Source organism: Streptomyces minutiscleroticus (assembly GCF_014650875.1).
Classification (GTDB): Bacteria; Actinomycetota; Actinomycetes; order Streptomycetales; family Streptomycetaceae; genus Streptomyces; species Streptomyces minutiscleroticus.
On sequence record NZ_BMVU01000190.1, the window covers coordinates 1 to 1,513 of the forward strand.

Below are 1,513 nucleotides of genomic sequence, written 5' to 3' on the forward strand. Positions count from 1 at the left end.
GAAGATCTGGTCGACGGATGAAATCGTCAAGGCTGGCCGGGGATAGCCGGGAGTTGCGTGCTCTTTCCGGTCGGGACGGGCTGCCAGCGGGAGATCAGCACTTGATAGGCGCGTTCGGCCTGTTCGGCGATCGCCCGTTCCTGGGCTCGAAGCTCCTTCTTGTTGTAGGCGTAGCCCGCGCCGCGGTGGTTGCCATGGGCGGTGGGCAGTCCCGCGGTCAGCTCGAGTTTGCGCTGTTTGAAGGCCACCAGGCTGGGCCGGGCGAAGGCGTAGTCCTGCTGCTTGGTCACCAAGTGCCACGACAGGACGGCCAGTTTCCGGGCGGTGGCGACCAGGGCGATCTGGGTGCCGCGGCGGGCGGCGATGCGCCGGTAGAAGGCGCGCAGTGGCCCGGGGCCGCGGGCTGCGGCGAACGCCGCCTCCACCAGCACCGCGCGGGCCTGGGTCCGGCCGGCCTTGGTGATGTGGCCGTGCTGGGCAGGCAGGCCGCCGGACTGGCGGACCTTCGGGTTGAGCCCGAAGTAGGAGACCAGCTGGCCGGCGCTGGGGAAGCGGCCGAAGTCGCCGACGGCAGCCAGCAGCGTGATGCCGGTGATCGCGTCGACTCCCGGGATCGTCATCAGGCGGCGCACGGTCGGGTCGCCGAGCGCGTCGGCGGCCAGTTCCCGCTCGACAGCGGCGAGTTCGTTCTGCTGGAAGTCCAGTTGCCGCAGCAGCGCCTGCACCGTGCTCTGCTCGTCGGCGGGCAGCGTCTGCACGCCCAGCCAGGCCCGGCCGGCCCGTCCGAACAGGTCGGAGACCGGCGGGCGGGGCAGCAGGTTGCGGTGGAGCACGGAATGGATCTGGTTCTTCGCGCGAGTGCACTGGCGCACGAGGTGAGCGCGGCGCATGGTGACCCTGCGCAGCATCCGGGTGTGCTCGTCCGGCAGCCAGGTGCCCGGGAGGAAGTCCGCGGCCAGCAACTGGGCCAGGATCCGTGCATCGACCTTGTCGGTCTTGACCTTCGCCTCGGCGATCGCCCGGGTCTTGACGGGATTGGAGATCACCACACGGGCGACGTGCTGCTCCAGCAGTACCGCGATCGCCGCCGAGTTCGCGGTCGCTTCCAGGGCGATCTGATCGTCCGGGCGCAGTGTTTGTGCCCACTCCCGAAGCTGTCGCGGTCGGCAGTCCACCCTGCCCTCGTCCCTCAGCAGTCCGTTCTCCACCACCGCGACCTGCGCGAAGTCCCGATGGATGTCCATCCCGATGCAGCGTCCCATCGCCCTTTCCTCTCGGCCTCGTACGGGAACCGCTGGGCAGAACGACACCTACGGATTCGCGCTCACGGCGCAGCCAGGAAAGTCGCAGGGGCGGCCATCTACTAACGCGGGCTCGCAGCCCATCGATTGAGACCGGCCTGCCCATACTGGTTCCCCCAGACGCCCCTGTCCCGGCGCTTGCACCGTACGGCCGTGAACCAGGCCCGGCCACCAGGAAAGCGGCACCCAAAAAATTTCATACCAGGTACCAA

Annotated in this window: 1 protein-coding gene; it reads right to left on the minus strand. The window is 68.9% G+C overall.

Going from position 1 to position 1,513, the window contains the following annotated elements:
- Positions 1-26: 26 nt before the first annotated feature.
- Positions 27-1,262, minus strand: a complete 1,236-nt coding sequence (locus IE271_RS40900; protein WP_229919989.1) for an IS110 family RNA-guided transposase — start codon at positions 1,260-1,262, stop codon at positions 27-29.
- Positions 1,263-1,513 lie beyond the last annotated feature (251 nt).